At 36.5% G+C, this 21,263-nt stretch carries 19 protein-coding genes; all 19 read right to left on the bottom strand.

Annotated features, from left to right (window positions below):
- Positions 1–18 precede the first annotated feature (18 nt).
- The 19 genes from EZ456_RS05820 to EZ456_RS05730 all read right to left on the bottom strand — a co-directional run bounded on the left by EZ456_RS05820 (position 19) and on the right by EZ456_RS05730 (position 21,263).
- Complete coding sequence (locus EZ456_RS05820) at positions 19–1,083, bottom strand: GNAT family N-acetyltransferase (RefSeq protein WP_225876476.1); 1,065 nt, start codon at positions 1,081–1,083, stop codon at positions 19–21.
- 24 nt (positions 1,084–1,107) lie between these two features.
- Positions 1,108–2,145 carry a GNAT family N-acetyltransferase gene (locus EZ456_RS05815; protein ID WP_131528222.1) on the bottom strand — a complete coding sequence of 346 codons (1,038 nt, stop codon included), beginning with the start codon at positions 2,143–2,145 and terminating at the stop codon, positions 1,108–1,110.
- Between the two features lie 39 nt (positions 2,146–2,184).
- Complete coding sequence (locus EZ456_RS05810; RefSeq protein ID WP_131528220.1) at positions 2,185–2,679, bottom strand: GNAT family N-acetyltransferase; 495 nt, start codon at positions 2,677–2,679, stop codon at positions 2,185–2,187.
- Entirely contained in the window at positions 2,676–3,647 is a 972-nt protein-coding gene (locus EZ456_RS05805; protein WP_131528218.1) for a hypothetical protein, read from the bottom strand. The genes EZ456_RS05810 and EZ456_RS05805 overlap by 4 nt, the downstream gene beginning before the upstream one ends.
- 11 nt (positions 3,648–3,658) lie before the next feature.
- Positions 3,659–4,462, bottom strand: coding sequence for a phytanoyl-CoA dioxygenase family protein (locus EZ456_RS05800; RefSeq protein ID WP_131528216.1), 804 nt, complete (start codon positions 4,460–4,462; stop codon positions 3,659–3,661).
- Between the two features lie 52 nt (positions 4,463–4,514).
- Complete coding sequence (locus EZ456_RS05795; protein ID WP_225876475.1) at positions 4,515–5,669, bottom strand: glycosyltransferase family 4 protein; 1,155 nt, start codon at positions 5,667–5,669, stop codon at positions 4,515–4,517.
- A gap of 78 nt (positions 5,670–5,747) precedes the next feature.
- Entirely contained in the window at positions 5,748–7,151 is a 1,404-nt protein-coding gene (locus tag EZ456_RS05790) for a pectate lyase family protein (RefSeq protein WP_131528214.1), read from the bottom strand.
- A gap of 212 nt (positions 7,152–7,363) precedes the next feature.
- Complete coding sequence (locus EZ456_RS05785) at positions 7,364–8,455, bottom strand: NAD-dependent epimerase (protein WP_131528212.1); 1,092 nt, start codon at positions 8,453–8,455, stop codon at positions 7,364–7,366.
- A 117-nt stretch (positions 8,456–8,572) separates the two neighbouring features.
- On the bottom strand, positions 8,573–9,655 hold the full coding sequence (locus tag EZ456_RS05780; protein ID WP_131528210.1) for a glycosyltransferase: 1,083 nt from the start codon (positions 9,653–9,655) through the stop codon (positions 8,573–8,575).
- Positions 9,656–9,668: 13 nt separating this feature from the next.
- The gene (locus EZ456_RS05775) at positions 9,669–10,562 is read right to left on the bottom strand and encodes a glucosamine inositolphosphorylceramide transferase family protein (RefSeq protein WP_131528208.1); all 894 of its coding nucleotides are present in this window, start codon (positions 10,560–10,562) and stop codon (positions 9,669–9,671) included.
- 4 nt (positions 10,563–10,566) lie between these two features.
- Entirely contained in the window at positions 10,567–12,408 is a 1,842-nt protein-coding gene (gene asnB, locus EZ456_RS05770; protein WP_131528206.1) for an asparagine synthase (glutamine-hydrolyzing), read from the bottom strand.
- Positions 12,409–12,428: 20 nt separating this feature from the next.
- Complete coding sequence (locus EZ456_RS05765) at positions 12,429–13,529, bottom strand: glycosyltransferase (RefSeq protein ID WP_131528204.1); 1,101 nt, start codon at positions 13,527–13,529, stop codon at positions 12,429–12,431.
- A gap of 6 nt (positions 13,530–13,535) precedes the next feature.
- On the bottom strand, positions 13,536–14,138 hold the full coding sequence (locus tag EZ456_RS05760; protein ID WP_131528202.1) for a sugar transferase: 603 nt from the start codon (positions 14,136–14,138) through the stop codon (positions 13,536–13,538).
- Positions 14,135–15,409 (bottom strand): DegT/DnrJ/EryC1/StrS family aminotransferase, encoded by a 1,275-nt coding sequence (locus tag EZ456_RS05755; RefSeq protein ID WP_131528199.1) that lies wholly within the window; start codon positions 15,407–15,409, stop codon positions 14,135–14,137. The genes EZ456_RS05760 and EZ456_RS05755 overlap by 4 nt, the downstream gene beginning before the upstream one ends.
- Before the next feature lie 58 nt (positions 15,410–15,467).
- Entirely contained in the window at positions 15,468–16,685 is a 1,218-nt protein-coding gene (locus tag EZ456_RS05750; RefSeq protein WP_131528197.1) for an O-antigen ligase family protein, read from the bottom strand.
- A complete protein-coding gene (locus EZ456_RS05745) occupies positions 16,682–17,776 on the bottom strand; it encodes a glycosyltransferase family 4 protein (RefSeq protein ID WP_131528195.1) in 1,095 nt (364 codons plus the stop codon). Before EZ456_RS05745 ends, EZ456_RS05750 begins: the two co-directional genes overlap by 4 nt.
- Positions 17,777–17,782: 6 nt before the next feature.
- Complete coding sequence (locus EZ456_RS05740) at positions 17,783–18,652, bottom strand: glycosyltransferase (protein ID WP_131528193.1); 870 nt, start codon at positions 18,650–18,652, stop codon at positions 17,783–17,785.
- Between the two features lie 14 nt (positions 18,653–18,666).
- A complete protein-coding gene (locus EZ456_RS05735) occupies positions 18,667–19,824 on the bottom strand; it encodes a DegT/DnrJ/EryC1/StrS family aminotransferase (RefSeq protein WP_131528191.1) in 1,158 nt (385 codons plus the stop codon).
- On the bottom strand, positions 19,821–21,263 hold the full coding sequence (locus tag EZ456_RS05730; protein ID WP_131528189.1) for a lipopolysaccharide biosynthesis protein: 1,443 nt from the start codon (positions 21,261–21,263) through the stop codon (positions 19,821–19,823). Before EZ456_RS05730 ends, EZ456_RS05735 begins: the two co-directional genes overlap by 4 nt.

Raw genomic sequence — 21,263 nt, 5'->3', positions numbered from 1 at the left:
TTAAGTATTTATGTAAGTTTATTGCGGTATCATTCTATAAAGTGGAAAAAAGTCTGCATCAGCGTGTATTTGGTTGCCCGATTTTTCTACCAATTGATTGTAAACGGCCTTATTGGCTATAAATCGCCAACTGTAGTAATCTAAAACCATATTTGAAAAACCAAGCTTCCATTCAAATAACGAATCTTCTTTAAAACCAAGCCCACCACCTAAATGGTAATATTTCATTTTCCATTTACGGCCCATCTCACTAATTTCATCGACCAAAAACTTAGCAGGAGAATTTTTAAGGTAACTGGCGTTAGTGGCAATTAAATGGCCTTGAATAATGCCCTTGGTACACATAATGATACTGCCACAAACAATATCTTCATTTGAATAAACTAGGATTAACTTGCAATCGAATGCTGTGGAGTGAACAAGCTTAGTAAAGTATTCTTCAGTAAAAAGGTAAAAATCTGTAGCGCTAATCCGGTTCATATTGGATTGATAAAGCTTTGTAAAAGCGGCAATGCCCTCTTGTGAAGTGGCTTCTACGGCAGCATAACCAAATCTCCGGCACTTTTTAATACTATCTCTTGTTGTTTGCCTGTACTGCTTACGCTGTTCTTCTATATTTTGCTGTAGGTTAATGGCAATCGTTTTTCCGTTTTCATACATACCACCGGTTTTTTGTAACAGTTGGTTTTGATCAAAAAAAGGATGGAGCCTGCAAAAAACAGAAACGTAACTACCCTTATGTAAAAAGGCTGAAAAAGCACTTATAAAATTTCCTTTCAAACGGTCGCTCATATCGGTAAACTTCAGGTTAGAAATAGGACCTGAATACCCATAAACGCAATGTAAATCGTAATACGGCGTATCTTGGATTGCACGTTCTAATAAAGGTATAGCAATAAAATTAAGGTCTTCGCAATACACAAATAAAATAGGCCTTCCGTTTGTTGCCATAGCATGGTAGTGCCAAGTATGATAAAAATCGTAATCGGCAGCAAGGCTAATATACTTTACCCAATCATCCTTTTGTTGTAAAGTTAATTGCAAAGTGGTGCCCCTAGCATTATTTTCAATTAGCATATCCATTTATTAAAAAGAATTAATAATTAATTATGAAGCAATTACAGGACTACGGTAGAGGGGGAAAAAATCAACTTTTGAAAAAGGATCAAGCGATCTTTCGCTTAAAAGTGTATTGTATAATTCGTTATTGGCAATGTAGCGCCAACTATTAAATTCGAAGCATAGATTAGAGAAGCCCATCTTCCAACCGAAAAGATTATCTTCTTTAAAATTAACACCACCACCCAGGTTAAAATATTTATATCCCAATTGTCTACCAATTACAGTAATTTCATCAGTTAATAATTTAGCTGGAGATTCGAACAGGTAGGTAGTTCTGGTAGCCAAAAGATGTACCTGCATAATTTCCTTTGTACAAACTACTATGGCACCCGATATGGCTATTCCATCTTTATACACCAAAAAAAGTTTGCTATCAAATTCATCAGAAGAAAGTAGCGCAACGAAATAAGCATTATTAAAAAGATAATGGTCTTTGGCGCCTATTCGAATCATATTTTCGGTATATATTTCAGAAAATATGCTCGCATCATTGATATCGTTAGAAATTTTGACTTCATAATCCCGCTTTCGCAACCGTCTGATTTTTTCTTTTACGCTTTTCCGGTAACCCGCCCGTTGACTCTCAATGGTTGTGGTTAAATCAATCGCAACTGTTTTTCCATTGGCATATACTCCAGAAAACTTCTCCATTAACCGTTCTTGATTAAAAAATGGATGCAATCTGGAAAAAACAGTTACATTTTGACCAGTTTCTAGAAACGTTATGAATGTACTTTTAAAACGTTCCATAAAAGCATCATCTAGCGCATTGAAGTCCATGTTTGAAATGGGCCCCGTATATCCATAAACCGATGTAAAATCAAAAAAGTCGGAGCCAGGGATATTTCTCTTCAAAAGTGGAAAAGCAATGTAATTTTCACCTTCCTCATGCACAAACAATATTGGCAAACCACTTTTATCTAAAGAGTGATAATACCAGGTGTGATAAAAATCGTAATGCAAAGCACGCTTTACATAAGCAGACCATTCTTGTTTATCATCAATTGTAATAATTTTTCTCATTTTGAGCTATTAAATTAGGGTAGATTTAAAGTAAATAGGTCAGTTTGCGCTAAGTAAAACGGAAGAATTTATAACCATTTTTATAAAATCGGCATGTTGCGAAACGCGTTGAAAACCCACTTTTTTATAAATAGAATAAGCAGCCAGGTTATCTGAATGTACTTCTAAAAAGATGTTTTTAAGATTAAGGTTATAAAAGGCATATTTTAACAACATTAAAGAGGCTTTATAGCCTATACCCTTTCCCCAATATTTCTTTTCTCCAATAAAGAGGTGAAATTCTGCACTCTCGTTTTCGATATCGAGCAGCTGAATATTGCCAATATATTCATTCGTATTTTTTACGCAGATGGCAAAGCGTTTCTCATTGGCCAGATTTAGTTTATTTAATAGCCATTGTTTTTCAATTTCGGCCGTAATGGGGTCTTTTAACACAAATTTAGTGTACGACCATACTTCAGGATCATTTCTCCACCTGTACGACACATTAGCATCTTTTAATGCTAATGGTCTTAAGTAAATTTGCGTATTCATACGAGCGGTTTTAAAGCTTTAACAATTGCTTTCATATCCGCTATGCTGTAGCGGTGATCGATAGGCAATGAAACAAGATGTCTAGCTAGAAAGTATTCATAACTATCAACATGGGCCCATTCGTAAACATTAGGCCAATAAGTGGCCACAAATATTTTTTGATTGATGAGCTGCTGTTTTATCGATGGATCTTCTACTAGGAGTGGATATACCATCGGCACATCTTCTCTTGAAAAGTTTAACCTCAAAATATTTTCCTGCCCTAAGTGCTCATCCAGATAAGCAAAGTTCTTTCTCCTGATATCGGCGCACTCATCGTAATTAATACCCGAAAGAATGGTTTCTGTTAATACCGACATCTTTTTGATTTCGTTATTGCACAGCAGTTTGTTGTTTTCAATATAATCGGTATAGCCCTCCTCAATATTGATATCGATACTTTTAATCAGGTGGGAGAACCGATCTATTGATTGATCCTGTTTTAAATTTAACCCTAATGTTGTAGAGATATTTAGATAGGCACCATCAGGTACACCAAAGAATTTCCGGCATGAATAGAAGGTGTCACAATCGTTTATCGGCTTGCAAAAAAATGCTTGCGCATTATCTATAATCAGGTTCTTGATTTCTTTGGCTAGCTTATTAACGGTTTCCGTTTTAAGTCCGAAGTAATTGGTGTAAAGCAGGCAGCAACGTTCGCCTATTTCGAAATCGATAACCGGATCTAAATCTTCGTCTATATGGTAAAAGTGATAATGTACATTTAGTTTTCTGAGCGGTTCTAACAAAACCTCGCAGGTATAGTATGGAAGATATATGGTAGTGTACTTTCTTATCCTTAACACATACTCCAGCGCATTCCTGCCCGTATTAAGTGCAATTAAATCAGGATAATAAACCTTGCCTTTTGATAATTCGAGTGGTATGTAGCCTCCAATACTTTTGGGTGAGTGCGTTTCTGTTTCCATAGTTTTATTATCTACCCTTGATCTGCTCTATACATTCTGCTTTCTACAGGTCTGTAATATTCTTGTAAACTGGCTGGTACCCTTGCATTATAACCGATAATCTGCCTTAAATCGTTATCTATTTTTTCGCCAAATTCATATCCTAAAAATCTGGGATAATCGAATTGTTGTTTAATGTAAGGTTTGGTAAAACCTAAGGTTAAGGCTCTACGCTGCTTCCTGGTAAAATTGATACCACCTGCGTGCCAGATATTAGAATCGAATAATATAATGCTTCCTTTTTTTGCAATAGCTTGTTTAGCGAAAGCTTTAAAGTGTTTTTCTTCGGGTTTGATATCCAATTTATGAGAGCCTGACAAAAAATGCGTGGCGCCATTAAATATGGTAAAATCATCAAGCACAATAATCATCTGGATCATAAATTTAGATTCGGAGGAAAATGTACGTATATCACGATGGATATTTTGGATATAAGACTTGGTCTTTTTGGTATTAATTACGCCATTTATTCCATTAAGAATATAGTTTCCACCCAAAAAATCACGGATTTCTCTGTGGCAGTACAACTTACTCAAAAGCTCAATAGCGAAATTATCTTTCTCAAGTAAATGATGTAATGTTCCCTCCATATTTTCATCAATTCCATTTAAAACCTGTATTTCTCTTCTTAAAAGATATGAGGTTTCGAAACCTGTGGTTATTTCTGAAATTAATTTCTGGTTGATTGCCTTTTCATACACAACCCATCCATACTCCTCTATAGCTTCCCTAAAGTCGGCTAGAGTGGCTCGTTTGTAAATAAATGTATTGTTCACAATTTTAGGTTTAGTTTATTATTTGGTTAGTTATTGATGTATAAAAGGGTGGTTAAGCCTGTAAATGCATAATCTTAAAAAGTTCTGCATTAACGATATTCACATCAAATTTTGTTTTTGCAAATTCATGTCCTTTGTTTCCATAAGCAATAATATCATCACTGTTATTAATAAAATATTCCATTTTACTGGCTAGTGCACCTGCATCTTTAACCGGAATAAGAAATCCATTGGGCTGCTCAGGATCGGTGTTAACGGTTTCCCGGCATCCTACAGAATCGCAGGTAATTACAGCCCTGCCTATGGCCATTCCTTCGAGTACACAGCGTGGAACCCCTTCTCCATAATAAGAAGGAAGCACCATTACCGAAGAGCGCTCAATATCTGGCCGCACATCATCAACCTGCCCCATATATTGAATGGTATCTCCACTGGCAATTTTTTGATATAGATCAGGTGCAATGGCATCAATATTAGGATCATAAGGTCCAATCAGTTTAAAAACGGCTTGTGGAAACCGTTGTTTGATCAATTTAGCTGCATCGTAATATTCTTTGATGCCTTTTGCATTGATGAGCCTCGATACCATTAGAAAAGTTATGGGCGAAGTACTTGGTTTGGAATAGTGATAATGACTTAAATCTACACCTGATCCGTTTACCACATAAACCTGGTGTTTTTTGTTCAGGATCTTCAGATCGATTAAACGTTGAGAATCGTCTTTGTTCTGAAAAATAATATTTAAATGTGGATTGGGCTGCAGACTCAGCTTTAATAACAACCTTGTTATTTTAACGATTAATTTATTACTTGAAGAATTATCGGTAAAGTTATAACCCAAACCGGTAAGCATGGGGGCAATTAATTTAACCTTGCATATTTTAGCTAAGAAAGAGCCATAAATAACAGGTTTAAAGGTGTAAGGAAAAAAAATATCAGGCTTTATTTGCTTGATGAGTTTATACAGCGAAAAGATAAACCTTAAATCGGATAAGATAGAAACGTTGCTACCATCTAATTTACTTTCGTAGGTAATCACATTTAGTTCTTTCAGTTTATTTCGAACCGATTCTTGTTCAATTTTTGGCGTAAACACATAAACCTGGTTATGTTGTTGCATCTTTTCAATCAGCTTCCCTCTGAAATCGAGCAGAGATCTGGAAGAGTCGCAGACGATAAAAATCTTTTTCCTAGTTATATTCATCATGTCAAAATTTTAATTTAAACTGCAAAGCCACCTATCCAGGTGGCTTACTGCAGAAAAAATATGAAGGTTTTGGTTTACCTACTTGGCACCAGCATTTGCCGTTACAATAGCAGGCACACTCGCTGCATCGTTAAGGAATGATTTGTACTCATACTCTGGAACCCAGGTAGAAACTGCCGTCGTTATATTGTTTGCACCACATTTATCGTAAATGTTGGTTGTAATACCGCTAAAATATCCTTCCGGATCACTTGCCACTTTTGTAGTTAATGGTTTAACACAATTTGAGAAATACTCATTATCTGTTCTTACTATACCACCAGCTCTTGTACCGATAGAGTAACCAGAGTTGTTAAGGTGATAGTTGTTAAACATGTGTACACTGCCATAGTTCATTGATGGCTCTCTTTCGGTAATGTTGTACCACATGTTATGGTGCAGGGTTACATGCAGTTTACCTTTATCAGCTTCGTGACCTGCGATACCGCCACTAATTAATACTGATAGGTTGGTATCGTGAAATTTACTCCAAGAAACAGTTACATAATCAGATTCTCTGGTAATCGTAATATCTTTACCCCAATAATCCCAACCACGACTACGATCTGTAGAGAAATCGCAATGATCTACCCAGATATGGTGAGCAGCATCTTTAATTTGCACTGCTGCCGACTCTACATAATTTTTAAAGGTAATGTTCTGGATTACAATGTTACTTACGGTATAAATAAATAGATTCACACCTTCAATAACAGCACCAGATCTACCAATAATTGATTTATTTGATTTTACATATACGATATCCTTACCAGCACCTTTAATGGTACCGCTCACATAAATAGTACGTGTAACGTTATCACCAACAGCTGCTCTTAATTGATCAAGTGTGGTTACCGTAGTTTCAACACCACCCTGACCACCTGTTGTTTTACCATTTACCAAAGCATAACCTACCAAGGCAGCGTTAATGGTGGTATTTGTAGGAGGAGGAGTTATCGTTTCAGCCGGTGGTAACGCAGCACTTGTACCGCCCACTACATAAGTATAAGAACGACCATTAGTTCTTGGGTCGGTATTATCTGATGCTGAAAATATTACCGTAGCACCCCAATGGCTAAACCTTCCTTTACCTAAATTCCTGATATCATCGTGTATACTATGGGCAGGACCAATTTCTACTCCGTTTTCAAATAATCTTAAAATTGATTGTTCTTTTGAAGTAGAATTATCACCACCAGAAATTGATTGCGAAATTTTAAATGCATAACCTCCCTCAGATTTTAATCCAGAAACGCTTAATTTACCAGTACTGCCGCTGGTAGCTGCCAATACGGCTGATGAATCGCCTGAAAACAATTCGGTGCTATCAGCTGTTGGATCGTCAGCCTTCACACTTTTTTTACAATTACTAAAGAAGATAATTGTCGATAATATTAAACCAATTAAACTCACTTTTTTAAACAATTTTGTCATTCTCTGCATTTTTTATTTTTTTTAAATTTACAACTTAACGCTATGTGCGATAAATGAGTATATTTAATAAAATGCAGTTAAAACGCTGATAATTAAATAATAGGCTTAATATTTGATATTATTTATACTGTAAACCAATTGCTTACAGATAGTAAAATGACAGTTTAATAATTCAGTTAAATAAAATTTATAATACATATAGTTTACACTATTATGACAAACTAAATTGTAACAACAGCTGTTTTAGGAGCTAACTGTAAATTTGGGTGATAAAATGTTGTAAACCAGTTCACAAAATTCTTTACACCTTTTTGCACAGAAACAGATGGTTCATAATTTAACAAGTTTTTTAAATCATCTATATCTGCTGATGTTTCTGCTACATCACCATCTTGCATAGGCATAAATATTTTTTGCGCCGTTAATCCCGTTTCTTTTTCAATTTCTTCAACAAAATCTAACAAGTTAACCGGTGCTCCTCTCCCGATATTAAACACGGCAAAAGGTGCTGCCGATGTAGCTGGATCAGGATTTTGGTTATTCCAGTTGGGATTTGCCTGTGCTGGTTGGTCAAAGACTCTTACAATACCTTCAATAATATCATCTACATAGGTAAAATCTCTTTTCATTTCCCCGTTATTAAAAACTTCAATAGGCTTACCTTCTAAAATTGCTTTTGTAAATAAGAACAAGGCCATATCTGGGCGACCCCAAGGACCGTAAACTGTAAAGAAACGTAAACCAGTAGTTGGTAAATTAAATAAATGGCTATAAGCATGTGCCATTAATTCGTTGCTTTTTTTAGAAGCCGCATATAATGAAACCGGATGATCTACATTATCGTGTGCAGAAAATGGCATTTTTTTATTTAACCCATAAACACTCGAAGAGCTGGCATACAATAAATGGCCAACTTTAAAATGACGGCTACACTCCAGGATATTTAAGAAGCCTTTAATGTTTGCTTCTATGTAGGCGTCTGGGTTAGTTAAACTGTACCGTACACCTGCCTGTGCAGCCAAATTGCAAACCGCATCGAACTGATACGTTTTAAAACAATTTTCTAAACTTTCTTTATCGCAGATGTCCAACTTTATGAAAGTGTAATTTTCATATCTATCACTTACCTGAGGAACACCATAAACCAAATCGGCATGGTTAATACCTGTTTGAGCCAACCTGGCGTGTTTTAGGTTTACATCATAGTAATCGTTGATGTTATCAATACCAACAACAACATCTCCTCTTTCCAATAAGCGTTTTGCCAAATGGAAACCAATAAATCCGGCTGTACCGGTAATTAAAATTTTCATAAAATTTAAGTTTGAGAAACAGTTAAAAATGGCCTCGAAAAAGGCTCGATTGTTTATTTTTAGGATACAGCAAAGCATCCCATCAGAAATGCGGTAATGCTTTGTTTATACTTCGGGCTAGTTTTGGTGCTGTAAAGCGTTTAAAATAGATTGAGCGAATATTTCCGGTCTGCGGCTGTACAAATACTGCATCTCAATTTCAGAACTTTGATGTTGGTTTTGCTTTAATTTTTTGCCCATCGCCTCGGCAAGAGCTTCTACATTGTTTATTTCAACTTTGCCAATAGCCGGAATTTCGCTGATGCCTCCTGCGCAAAGTGTAGATACTACCGCGTTATTTACCGACATCATTTCTAACAGCACATTCGGAAAACCCTCTTTTATGGAAGATACTACACAAAGTTTTGCCTGTTTAAAATATGGGGCTGGATTATCTATCTGTCCCTTTAAAAAAACCGAATCGCTTAAATTATTCTCCTGAATAATATTGGTTAATAATGCTCTTTCTTTCCCCTCTCCCAATACAAGTAATTTCAATTTTGGGTGCTCCTGCTGAATCAGTTTAAAAGCTTTGATCAAAATCGGAAATCCTTTTTCCGGGATCAGCCTTCCTGCGGAGCAGATAAAATCTAGTTTGGCATCGCCATTAATTAAAGGCTGAGCAGATTTAGCAATAATCTTATTAAAATCGATTGGATTGGGCTGAACCAATATTTTATGCTCAGATAAAAATCTATTATGATCGAAGAGCTGTATTTTCATTAACGCTGTTTGACAAACCACTAAATCAACAGCCGGATAACCCATGCGGTAAATGATTTGATAAATGCGTTTTTTAATTCCGGTGAAACGGGTAAAAACAGAAGTGCATTCGCGTACAATTAATTTCGATCTGAGATAACCTATACGTTTCAAAAAACCCAAGAACGCATTTAAATATGGGTGCGTACTCATTACCACATCATCCTTTTTATATTTTCGGAGCAGCGGTATCAGTTTTACAAAGCCCCAAAAAATTGTTTTCTTAGATAAGTATCTTTTAGAAATCCCTTCAGAAATTTTAAGTCCTGTAAAAGCATGTTTTTTTAAAAAGCACATTTCGCCTTTAACAGTGGTAGCCATCATCAGCAGCACATTTTCAGCGCCATTGGGAGCATCGGTTAACGAAATGAAAATCATTTTTTTTCCTATTGTATTCATTTCGGATGGTGATTTATCTTCTTTTAAGATTTCGAACAATTTTTTTGAATGGCATCATCAAGCTCAATACTTTCCGCTTACCATCTATTACAATAATGTTGTTGGCAAAACTGATGTTGTGGAGTCCTTTACTGTACGGTTTATCTGGTAATATTTCGAATTTATTGGCGGTTTTAAATTCTTTTTCACTGAGTGTTTCAATTTCGTTAATGATAATTGAGCCTCCGTAGCGGTTAATGGGGTTTTGTGTTGGCCTATACAGCGATTTACCAACTTTAAATAAACTCCCTGCAGCCCTGCAAAATTCTTTTTCTACAGGAATAGGGTTCTGGTAATGCCCGGTGTATTGACCATTTAAAGTTTTTGAATGATAAATGTACAGGTGATCATTTTCTCCGGATACACTGGTAAAAAGCCAGTATTTATTATCATGATAAATAATCGAGCTATCTACAAAAGCTTTTCCGCTAACCAGCACTTTTATTTTGGTTAACTGACTTGGATCTTTATGATCAACCTGATAAAGTGTTATTTCTTTTGCTTCTGATGTTTCCGGAATGCAGTATAAACAACCATTTTCCTCAATAAGATAAGGATAAGATAAATGGATCGCATCGGGCTTAATGCCCTGTACTTTTTTCTTGTTTTTGAAATCGAATCCATCAATCATCATAATCTCGCCCTTCCCTTTCCAAAAATCCAGTTCTTCATAATAAATCCTTGGTGCATTATTTACACTCACCACAAAAGGATCAGCTGCATAATCGATGGTATCTTCTTGCAACCAGTTTATGGCCGCGCCAAGCTTTTTTGTACTGATCAGCTCTTCAGGCGTTTGATAAACAAAACCAATGTTCCATTTATCAGCTGTGAATATTTTATTAAAGAGGTTAACTGTTGCATTCATCCTGTTATGCTACTAATGAAATTTTATTTGCTGTTGATTTATTTTTAATTAACCATTGAGAGAGCACCAGCAATTTCCAAATCTGTGGATACCTGTTCCACTTTCCAGTCATATGCTCATTAATAATTTCTTGTGTTCTTTTCAAATGAATGCCAGGAATGTTTTTCAAATTATCGACTGATAAATTATCCATCACATAATCTTTTAATTCATTTCTGAACCAGTGTTGAAATGGCATGGTAAAGCCAGCTTTTGGCCGATCGAACATGTGCGCAGGAACACGATCAAATAATAAATCCTTTAATATTCTTTTTTGGTTTCCGTTGGAATATTTAAATGCTGTGGGCAAGCTTCTCGAAAACTCCATCACCCGATAATCCATTAAAGGAGAGCGCGATTCTAGCGAAAAGGCCATTGATGCACGATCTACTTTAGTATTGATATCGCCATTTAAATAGGTTTTAATATCAAAATCAGAAATGCGTTCTAACAACGGTTTAGATGGATTAGTTAAAATATGCATCAATGGGTTATATTTGGCCAAGTCGGGTTGTTTTACCCACGAGTTTTCCATATTGCCAAACATCTTTACATATAGTTTTTCTACATCTTCCATAGAAATACCCATGGCAATTAATTTATGGCGGTAACTCGGCGATTGGTTAATTAAGCCCGCCAATACTTTTCTAACACTATGCGGCGCATGAAATAGATTGTTTACCTGTTTAATCCATTTGTAACGGTGATAACCTAAAAAAGCTTCGTCGCCAGCATCACCACTCAAGGCAACAGTTACATGTTGCCTGGTATTTTTACTGAGTAACATGGTGGGAATAGCACTCGAATCGGCAAAAGGCTCATCGTAAAAACGATTAAAGTTTTCAATTAACTCAATACCATCATTATAATTACACTCAATGGTATAATGGTCGGTGCCCAGGTGCTTAGCAACCTGATTGGCATAAGCACTTTCATCGAAACCTTTCTCGTTAAATTTTATGGAGAACGTTTTAACATGGTCGATTTCTTTTGTGGCCAAAGCCGCAATTAACGATGAATCTATACCGCCAGATAAAAATACGCCCAAGGGTACATCGGCATTCATCCTGATTTTAACCGCATCGGCCAAAATCAATGCTAAAGCATCTTTAGCTTCTTCGTAACTACCCTCAAACTTATTCTTCCAACCATAATCCAAACTCCAGTATTCGGTAATTTTAAGCTTATGAAATTTAAGATCGTATTTAAAATAGTTAGCTGCAGGCAATTGCTTTACTTCTGTATAAATAGATTGAGGTTCTGGCACATAACCCCATATCAAATATTGGTTAATAGCTTCTTCGTTAACACCAAGGCTCCTATCTATACTGATTTGTGAGGGTTGGCTTGCAAATTCGAACGATAGATGATCGTGTGCATAATAAAAAGGTTTTTTGCCAAAACGGTCTCTGGCACCAAACAATTCATTTTTACGAGTATCATAAATTACAAAAGCAAACATCCCATTAAAACGAGTTAAGCAATCGGCACCATATTCAAGATATGCTGCGCAAATTACTTCGGTATCGGAGCTGGTGCTAAACTGGTAGTTTTTGCGTTCCAGATCCTTTCTAATGTCTTTATAATTGTATATTTCTCCGTTAAAAACAATATGGAGGTGCATATACGAAAAGGGTTGATTGGAACGCGCATCCAAGTCGATAATGGCTAATCTATTGTGCGCAAAAATTACTTGATCATAACGTTGAACACCTGTATAATCTGGGCCCCGAAAACTAATTCTTGCCATTTTCTCACGGATAGTTCCGTTGGAGTAAGGTATGGTTGTGCCGTATATTCCACACATAGCGATAATATTTTAGATTGTTAACTGATTAATTCTTCATATTGGGCGCTGATTTTATCAAGCGCACATTTCTGATACACATTTCGCCTAATCTCTGCCGGGTTCCATTGGCCTTGGGTGCAGGACTGGATAATTCGCCGCCTAAAGCCTGCCAAATCATCCTGCTCTAAAACAAAACCGTTAAAGCCATCGATAATTAATCCCGGGATTCCGCTCACTCTAAAGGTTACCACTGGTAGGCCTACGGTAAGCGCTTCTAAAACCACATTAGGAAAACCTTCGGTATAAGAACTCAGCACCATTAAATCGTGCTGAACCATTACTTCATGAATATTTTTAATTTCCCCTAAAATTTTAAGTCTGTGATCGAGCCCAAGGTTCTTAATTTTGGCGTTAATCTGTTCTTTCAGCACGCCTGTTCCCACAAAATCGAGGTGATAATTTTCGGGCAAATGCGCCATAATATCAACCAGCCGTTCTAAGCCTTTTTCGAGTGCAAAACGGGCCACAACTAATAATCTATAAATTTTATCAGGTGTTTTAACTTCCTTTAACTTATTGGTTTTCAATACGGGGTTAGCAATGACCTTGATCAGTTTTTGATTAACATTATAAGTATCGATCAATGATTGTTTCATTTCTTCTGACTGGCAAACAATCTGTTTGTAACCCCGATAACTTGCGCTGGCAAAAAGTTCGTAAAACCTCGATTTAAATCCTTCAAACAATCTTTGTTCGTGCGGAATATTAGAAGCCCTTGCAATAAGCATCGGAATTTTTAAAAACCGCCCCACCAGCGATACTAAAATATTAATGTGATCGGTAGTGGAAAAAACGGCATAAGGCGCTTCCTTTTTTAGCAAGTTATAAAGCGCGAAAAAAGATTTAGATGCTTTTTTTGTTTTTAGATCGATAAAACGTACACCCGCCAAATCCATCGAGAAACAATTCACTGTTGAATCCAAAATCACAACGGTTACATCAAATTTATCTTTGTTAAATCCCTGGGCCAGGTTCCAGAATACCCGTTCTGAGCCACCCGAAGTTAATGAGCTGAGTACAAAGAATACTTTCTTTGTATGATTAACTTCTTCTTTAGTAGTTTTTTTAGGAGCGTACATATTATTTTAGTTGATGACAATTCTGTTAATCGTTAACCAAATAATCCTGAAATCGGTTAGGATATCGTTATGGTTGATATACCTCATGTTCTGTTCTATTTTTGCGGGGATAATGCGTTCGATGTAATAAGTTTCAGGGTCTTCAGCATGTTTAAGAAGTTCGTTTTCGTTACAAAACTCTACTGAAGCCCAATCGGTAATACCAGGCTTAACCGATAAAACGTAACGCTGTGCATCATTATAGAGGTTTACATATTTTCTCACTTCTGGCCTTGGGCCTACAAAACTCATTTGCCCTTTTAAAACGTTTAATAGCTGGGGCAGTTCATCTAGTTTATATTTCCTTAACCAATAACCCAGCTTAGTAATTCGGTTATCGTGATTCCCGATGGTGAGCAAACTATGGCTACCCTGCACTACGCACATGGTTCTAAATTTTACCAGGTGAAAATCTTTCATATTTCGCCCTACCCTGATCTGTTTAAAGATGATAGGCCCTTTAGAATCGAGTTTAACCAAAATCGCAATCAGGATTAAGAGCGGGCTAAAAAGGATTAGGCATAAGCTTGCGAGTACCACGTCGAACACTCTTTTTTTATTCTTTTTCATGATGCAACTGCCATTTGTTTATGTACAATAAAAGTTTCTTCCATAGTTTTAATGCGATTATTCAATTGTATATTAACACAGCTGATAACCGAATTGATAATGAACTCTACTTCTGTTTCGGTTAATTGCGGGTAGATAGGGAGTGAAATTTCGTTTACATAGTTCTGATACGCCATTGGGTAATCTTCAATTTTATAACCTAGGTTTTTAAAGAGGGTAAGCATTGGCATTGGAATGAAGTGAACATTACTGGCAATACCCAACGATGCGAGGTCATCAATCACCTGATCTCTTTGTTCTTCAGTTAACCCCTTAACCCGCATCGGAAAAAGATGATAGCACGATTCTCTTTGTGTACTCACCAAAGGTGGAGCAATAAACCAATCTTCATGCAGAAAGCCCGCGCAATATTGAAGAGCAATTTTCTTTCGCTGTGGCAAAAGTTCGTCATTGTACTTTCTGATCTGCGCAAGGCCAATAGCAGCACATATATCGGGCATATTGATTTTTAATCCCTGGAATAAAATATCGTAGCGCCAGCCTCCGCCTCTTGATTTGGAAAGTGCATCTTTATTTTGCCCATTGAGCGTATACATTTTTAAATAGCTGTATTCTGCCTCTGAATCAAATGGATACGGAAGATTTAAGCATATCGCACCACCTTCTGCTGTAGTAATATTTTTAACTGCATGAAAAGAAAATATAGTCACATCACATTTTTGAGCAGCTGGTTTATCATTAAATAAACTTCCAATTGAATGGGCCGCATCAGAAATTAACAGAATTCTTTTTAAGAGCAATTGTTTTTCTGATTCGCACTTAAACTTTTTTTGCACTTTATGATTCATAATCAACTCTTTTAAAGCTGTATAATCGCAAGGCCAGCCAGCAATATCTACTGCAATTATGGCTTTTGTTTTAGTCGTAATTGCGGCCTTTACCTTATCCGGATCGATGTTAAAATCATCTAAAATATCAACCATAACGGGTGTGGCACCACAATGAAGAACCGCTAAAGCTGTAGCGCTATAAGTATAAGCTGGAACAATTACTTCATCACCGGCTTTAACCCCAAACCACTTCAACATTAAAATTGCCCCAGATGTCCACGAGTTTACACAGACCACTTCTTTTGTTCCTGTGATGCTTTTAATTTCTTGTTCAAGGGCTTTTACTTTGGGCCCAGTTGTGATCCACTTATCATTAAGGGTCTCTAATACCTGATCAACCACAGATTGATCGATAAACGGTGGTGAAAATGGAATGTTCATATTCGTCAATTTAATTGTGAGAATTTAATAGCCTACAGCTTTAGGATAACCAGAACTGTTAATTGTATTTAACCAGAATGGGATCTTCCATTTTGATTTTGGAAAGTTGTAAAATGGCAAAGTAGAGGAACAATGTGGGGCCGCTTGTAGCCAGAAGCCATTCGTTATGAAAAAATGAGTTGATGGATATGGCCAGAAAAGAGCAGCTTAAACAGACCAGGAGTGTATTCTTCCTATCTTTGATATGTAGAAAGGCGTAAAAAATAATTCTTCCAACTTTTCGATATAATAAAACGAGTAAAATAAAGCCCAGCAAAGGCCCCAAATAAGTAATAAACATTAGGTAGGCATTATGAGAGGTAATTACGATAGGTCCTTTTTTATAAACAAAGTTGTGCTGTACTACATCATTCCAGGTTTTCCCATAAAACAGTAGCCCAAAAGGATACTCCGTTATAATCTGGATGTTCTCTCCCATTAAGTCGCCACGTTCTTCTTTACCCTTCGCATTTTCGGCACTCTTATTTAAAATATTTTGCTGCTTTTTACCTTCAGAAAATTGCTCAATTGAGCTTTGAGCAATAAAAAATATGGCGCAAAACACACCGAATATTAATATTGATTTGGCTTTATAATAGCTTAAGAAAAACAATCCGGTTACCACTGCAAAAGCCACCAAAACCGATCTTTGCATACCGAAGAAAATAAGAGAGAGCGATAATCCAAATAAGAGAAGGTTAATTAGCCAGCTTCTTTTAAATAATATGGCGTTAATAACTAAAAATGGGGTTAAAGCAGCCATCTGGTAGCCGAAAGTAAAAATAGTGGTCGATATACCGGCGGGCGCCTGCAATACGTCTTCCTGCACTAAAAGCGAACGGATAGGCGCCATATTGTACTGGTGATCGATAAACATGATGATTCCAGAAAGCAATAACAAGCCGAAGAAAAATCCGACAGCGATGTTCATTCGCTTTAAATTAGTGCCGATAACATAATTGAATAACAAGGCAAAACAGCACGCTACAATTAATAGGGCAAAAAAACCGGTAACATCTGCCTGACCTATGAGATAAAAAAACAGTGCGGCAATAAAGAAAACAAATAACTCTTTGCCATATAGAAAGGATGTTTCTTCAGTTCGGTAGAAATAGATTAACGGAGCCAAGAAAACCATTGGTGCCGGAATTCTGAAAACCCCAGTCATGAAGATATTGAATGTAGTTGCGTAAACGTAGGCAAACAACAAAAAGAGAAACATTATTTTTTTAATCATGACATGATGAGTTGCTCCCAGTTAGCAGAAATCTTTTCAATTGAATTTGTTTCATTGATGGATTTTGCTTTCTCTGAAAGTTCATTTCTTAAATAACTGTTATTGAGTATTTTATTAATAGACAATGAAAGTCCAACTATATCTTCTTTAGCAACCAGAAGCCCATTAATTCCATGTTTGATAATCTCTGAAGGACCAAACTCACAGTCCATTGCTACACAGGCACAGCCCATTCCCATTGCTTCTACTAGTACATTAGGATAACCTTCACTCCTGGAAGAAAGCACAAAAACTTCAGCCTGTGCATAATAATCCTGCAGGTTAGATTTAAAACCGATTAGCTTGACTTTATCTTTTAGATTTAAATCGGCGATCTGTTTTTCGAGACTTGCTCTATCCGGCCCTTCTCCGGAGATTAAAAGATCAACATCAGACAATTGTAGTTTACTATAGGCTTCAATAAGGTTGTCGAAACCTTTTTCGTAACATAATCTTCCAACGGAGAGTATAAATCGTTTATCGTTAACAGGGTTCGCATTCGAACGAGAAAAGTGATGGATTGGATTGTGTATTGTTTTAAAATTATGCAGCTTTTCGAACTGTTTAATTCTCTTAAATCCCTTAAACATCTCAAATGCGGGTAATACAATGGCTTTTGATTTTCTATAAATATGAAATACAATCCACTGCAACAATTTATTGTATTGATGTAAAGTATAAACCGGTGCTGTTCTTTCTGAAACGAGGTAGGGCAAACCCAAAATCACACAACATAAACCTGCCCAAATGTTTGCAGATGTCATAAAACAAATGGTACAAACTGGTTTTTCTTTCTTTAATACAGAGAGTAACCGGTAAAAAGTTAAGTAAGCATATTTAAGTCTTTTTAAAAGATTTTGATGATCTTTACGCGCAACCAGGTTTATGATTTTAACGTTTTTATTTATTTCATACCTAACTTCTGCTGTGTTGAGGCAAATCATCGTAACGCTGCAATTTTTATCACTAAAGTGATTAGCTAAATTGCTAATTACACGCTCAGCACCGCCCCCTTCTAAACTGTTAATCACGAAGCATAATTTAGTAGCCATTTCGAATTAGTTTACAATCGTTTTAATGGTCTGGAAAGCGTTTTTGAATGTTTTATATTTCACTTCGAAGAAGAAGTATTTTCTAAAGTAGAAGTACAAAAGCTTAGCTTTTTGCAAACCGGTATAAGTGAAAATCTTAATGATGATATAGAAATCGCTCAGCTGCATTTTTTTTAATGGAACATAAGACACCGGACTCCAAATACCACCGGGATGACGTCTATAACAGCTCATTACTTCTGGTAAAACGTATATTTTTTTACCTGTTACCCACGTGCAGTAAAGTTTCAATAACTTGTCGCATGCGTAACATTTTAAAAGCCAATCATTTTTATAAAGATTTCTAATGGCTTCAACGTTGCGATAAACAATGGTTGCTGTACATGTTTCCGCTTGTTTATTTACGATCAGATCGTTAAAGCTATACTGTAACGGAACAGGACTAAAATCCATGTAAATCAACTCTGTATCATCAAAATTAATTTCACGCGTATAATGGCAGCACATTACATAATCAGGATTGTTTTCTAAGAAATCAACTTGTTTTTGCAGCTTGTATGGGTCTGTCCAATAATCGTCACCATCGCAAGTGGCCACATATTTCCCTCTGGTTTCTAAGGCAACGCGAACAACGTTTTTCGTAGCACCGATATTCTTAGGTGCTTTTAAGCGCTTAATTTTATCCGGATACTTCGCAACGTATTCGTCAATAATCTCTGTAGTTCCATCAGTAGAACAATCATCGCCAATAATAATTTCTGTGTTAAAATTGCATTGCTGCATCAGAAATCCATCCAGGGCTTTTGCAATAAATTTACTGTGGTTATAAGTGATGCAAAAAATGCTAACCATTACACCTGTATCGTCTTGTTTCATAATAGAAGTTCCTACTAATTTCCATTAACTACCATACCTGTGCTACCATTAAGCAATGTGCCATAATTGGCGATTTTAAGCACTTGTTTTTTGCGGTAGTTCTGAGTTCTCAAAATAATCCTGACCACTAAATCCTGATCGGCACTGGTTAAAGTGTGGTAAAGTGGTAAACACATAATGCGTTTAGAAATAGAATCGCAGATCGGCATATTTACCTTATCGATATAGGGCAAGGCCGATAAAGATGGATAAAAGTATCTTCTGCAATACACCTGAACCAGTTCTAACTCCTTCATACAATCGAGCATAATTTCTTCCGATCGGAATATGACAGGATAGTAAGCATAATTAAATTCCGTATCGGCCTGGATAACTTGAAACTGGGCTTCAATTTTATTCAGGCGCATTTCGTAATGCTGTGAGAGTTCTTTGCGTTTACTTAAAATCTGATCAATATGCTTTAAATTGCACAGGCCCATTGCAGCATGAAATTCGGAGTTTTTAGCATTGGTACCGATCTCTGAAAAAGTATCTACCCCACTATAACCGAAATTACGCATCAGCGTCATTCTCTTTAAAATTTCTGGATTTTGAGTAAAAACAGCCCCGCCTTCAATGGTGTGAAAAAGTTTTGTAGCATGGAAGCTTGTTGTGCTTACATCGCCATAAGCGAAAATAGATTTGCCTTTATATTTTGTACCAAAACAATGGGCAGCGTCGTAAATTACTTTTAATCCATGTTTTTTCGCAATACGATCTATCGCTTCTACATCGCAAGGATTTCCAAAAACATGAGTAGCTAAAATCGCCGAGGTATTGGGCGTAATGGCTGCTTCAATTTTATTGGGATCTATATTGAGTGTATCCTCGTCTATATCAACAAAAACAGGTTTACAGCCTTGCCAAACAATACTGCTGGTGGTAGCTACAAAAGAAAATGGCGTGGTAATAATTTCACCTTTTACTTCTAAAGCCTGTATGGCCAGTTGTAATGCGATGGTGCCATTGGTTACATACAACAAATGTGGCAGATCTAAGTATTGCTGTAACTTTAACTCCAGCTCATTTACTAACGGACCATTATTGGTGAGCCACTGTCTGGCCCAAATGCTACTTACATAGCTTTTAAAATCTGCCTGTTTTGGCAAAAAGGGTTTAGTTACAGGTATCATTGTTTGAGGATTAATTGTTTAAAATCAACGAGTGCAGCCAGTTTGATGCTGCTACTTATGCCGAGGTAAAAACTGCCGTAGATTAGGCTTATACCAAGAATGCGCAGAACATTATTAATGTGATAATGTGCCAAGCACCATGCATCTAGATAATAACAGGCTATACCTAACAGACTAGACAACATTAAAATAGGTGCGATATCTTGAAGTTGTTCTTTAAGTGGGTAATTGATTAATTTGCCGCTATATGTTGAGTTGATATAGTAGGCAAAAACAGTAAAGAAGAGCTGAAAATATAGCAGCCCCATGATGCCAAATGGAATTACACAGATAATTCCAATTACACTAAGCACCTTTTTTATAATTTCTAATCTTAAGAACTGCCCGCTATGGCCCTTAACTTTTAAAATATTCAGGTTGTATGCGTGTAATGGATATAGAATACCCGCGACACATAAAATCTGAAAATAAGGTACAGAAGGCAGCCATTTATCGGTTAACAGCAAGGAGATTAAAGGTTGAGCAATAAGCGCCAAAAAAATCAGGATTGGCGCATTCCAGAACAATACCTGCTGCATTAACCTTCGGTAAACCATTTTAAGTTTTACATCGTCATTGCTGATGTTCGAAAACATGGGATAGGTTACTTTGCTAATTGCCGTAGAAATTATCCCAATGGGCAACTGACTTAAACTATCTGCCCTGGCATAAAATCCCAATTGGGCTGCAGCATAAAAGCGACCGATAATAACGGTGTATAAATTTTGATAAATGGCATCCAACAGACCAGAAAGCGTCATCTTATAGCCAAAATGAAAGTGTTTTCTGAAGCTTTTTTTATTAAAAATGAGTCGTGGCCGCCAATCTGAGTAAAACCAATGCAATGCGGTAGAAATACTTGCACTCAGCAAACTCATCCAAACCAAACTCCAGGTACCATAACCGTTTTTTGCAAGGTAAATACCTAAACAACCACCCAGTATTACTGCAGGTATTTGAATTACCGTTTGCAGTTTAAATTTCATTTCCTTTGTTAATAAAGTACTCTGGATACTGAAAAAGGCATTGATTAAAAAGGTTAAGCCGTAAACTCTAACCATATTGGTAAGCAAGGGCTGTCTGTAAAAATTGGCGATTAAAGGTGCTGCAAAGAACAAAACACCATAAACAATGATGCTTCCAAATAGGTTAAAAAAAAATATGGTAGAAAAATCCTTTTGCCCTGCCGTCCTTGTCCGGATTAGTGATGATGTTAATCCGCTGTCCATTAAAGAATTGCCAACAGCAATAAAAATAGAGAGCATTGCGATTAAGCCAAATTCTGCTGGACTTAATAAGCGGGCCAATATGATGGTAACGAACAGGTTTATGAATTTAACACTAAACTGCTGTCCAATCGACCATATAATGCCCGACCGCGCTTTATAGGTTAAACTCAT

Source organism: Pedobacter psychrodurus (assembly GCF_004331735.1).
Lineage (GTDB): Bacteria > Bacteroidota > Bacteroidia > Sphingobacteriales > Sphingobacteriaceae > Pedobacter > Pedobacter psychrodurus.
This window is presented reverse-complemented; position numbering and strand designations above follow the sequence as displayed.